The organism is Flavobacterium sp. LC2016-23 (assembly GCF_009674775.1).
Lineage (GTDB): Bacteria > Bacteroidota > Bacteroidia > Flavobacteriales > Flavobacteriaceae > Flavobacterium.
This window is the reverse complement of the sequence record NZ_WKKE01000064.1, coordinates 1-1,211: the sequence shown is the minus strand read 5'-3', so window position 1 is coordinate 1,211 and position 1,211 is coordinate 1. Positions and strand designations below refer to the sequence as shown.

The following is a 1,211-nucleotide window of genomic DNA, read 5'->3' as shown; positions in this document are numbered from 1 at the left end:
ATTAGAACAGTTGGTTCTGTAATGGTAAAACTTTGTGTTGCAGTACATCCGTTGGCATCTGTAACCGTTGCAGTATAGGTTCCGGCAGTTAATCCTGATGCCGTAGCAGCAGTTCCGCCAGATGGTGACCATGAATAGGTATATCCAGCCGTTCCTCCTGTTGCACTTACTGTCGCAGATCCGTTAGAACCTGAATTACAGGAAACATTGGTTTGGGCTGCGGCTGAAGCTATTAGGACAGTTGGTTCTGTAATGGTAAAAGTTTGTGTTGCAGTACATCCATTGGCATCTGTAACCGTTGCTGTGTACGTTCCTGCAATTAATCCTGATGCTGTTGCAGCAGTTCCTCCTGATGGTGACCATGAGTAGGTATAAGAAGGAGTTCCCCCTGTTGCACTTACTGTCGCAGACCCGTTAGATCCTGAATTACAAGATACATTCGTTTGAGCTGCGGGTGAAGCTGTAAGAGCAGTAGCAGGTTCTGTAATAGTAAAAGTTTGTGTTGCAGTACATCCGTTGGCATCTGTAACCGTTGCAGTATACGTTCCGGCAGTAAGTCCTGAAGCTGTTGCAGCAGTTCCACCTGAAGGTGACCATGAATACGTGTAGGACGGAGTTCCACCAGTTGCACTTACAGTAGCTGACCCTGTTGATCCTGAATTACAAGCTATATTCGTTTGAGCTACAGGTAAAGCTGTAAGGGCTGTCGCCGGTTCTGTTATGGTAAAAGTTTGAGTTGTAGTACATGAGTTAGCATCTGTAACCGTTACGGTATAGGTTCCTGCAGTTAATCCTGATGCCGTAGCAGCAGTTCCACCTGAAGGTGACCAGGAATAGGTATAGGTACCAGTTCCACCAGTTGCACTTACCGTAGCAGAACCATTTGATCCTGAATTACAGGAGACATTAGTCTGAGCTGCGGGTGAAGCTACTAAAATAGTTGGTTCCGTAAGAGTAAAACTTTGTGTTGCAGTACATCCGTTAGCATCTGTAACCGTTGCAGTATAGGTTCCGGCAGTTAATCCTGATGCCGTAGCAGCAGTTCCGCCAGAAGGTGACCAGGAATAGGTATATCCGGCAGTTCCTCCGGTTGCACTTACTGTAGCAGACCCGTTAGATCCTGAGTTACAGGAAACATTGGTTTGGGCTGCGGCTGAAGCTATTAGGACAGTTGGTTCTGTAATGGTAAAAGTTTGTGTTGCAGTACATCC

Annotated in this window: 1 pseudogene; it reads right to left on the bottom strand. The window is 46.3% G+C overall.

The annotated features are described in order from the left end of the window. A pseudogene (locus tag GJU43_RS22700) lies at positions 1 to 1,211 on the bottom strand (SprB repeat-containing protein); the annotation flags it as partial.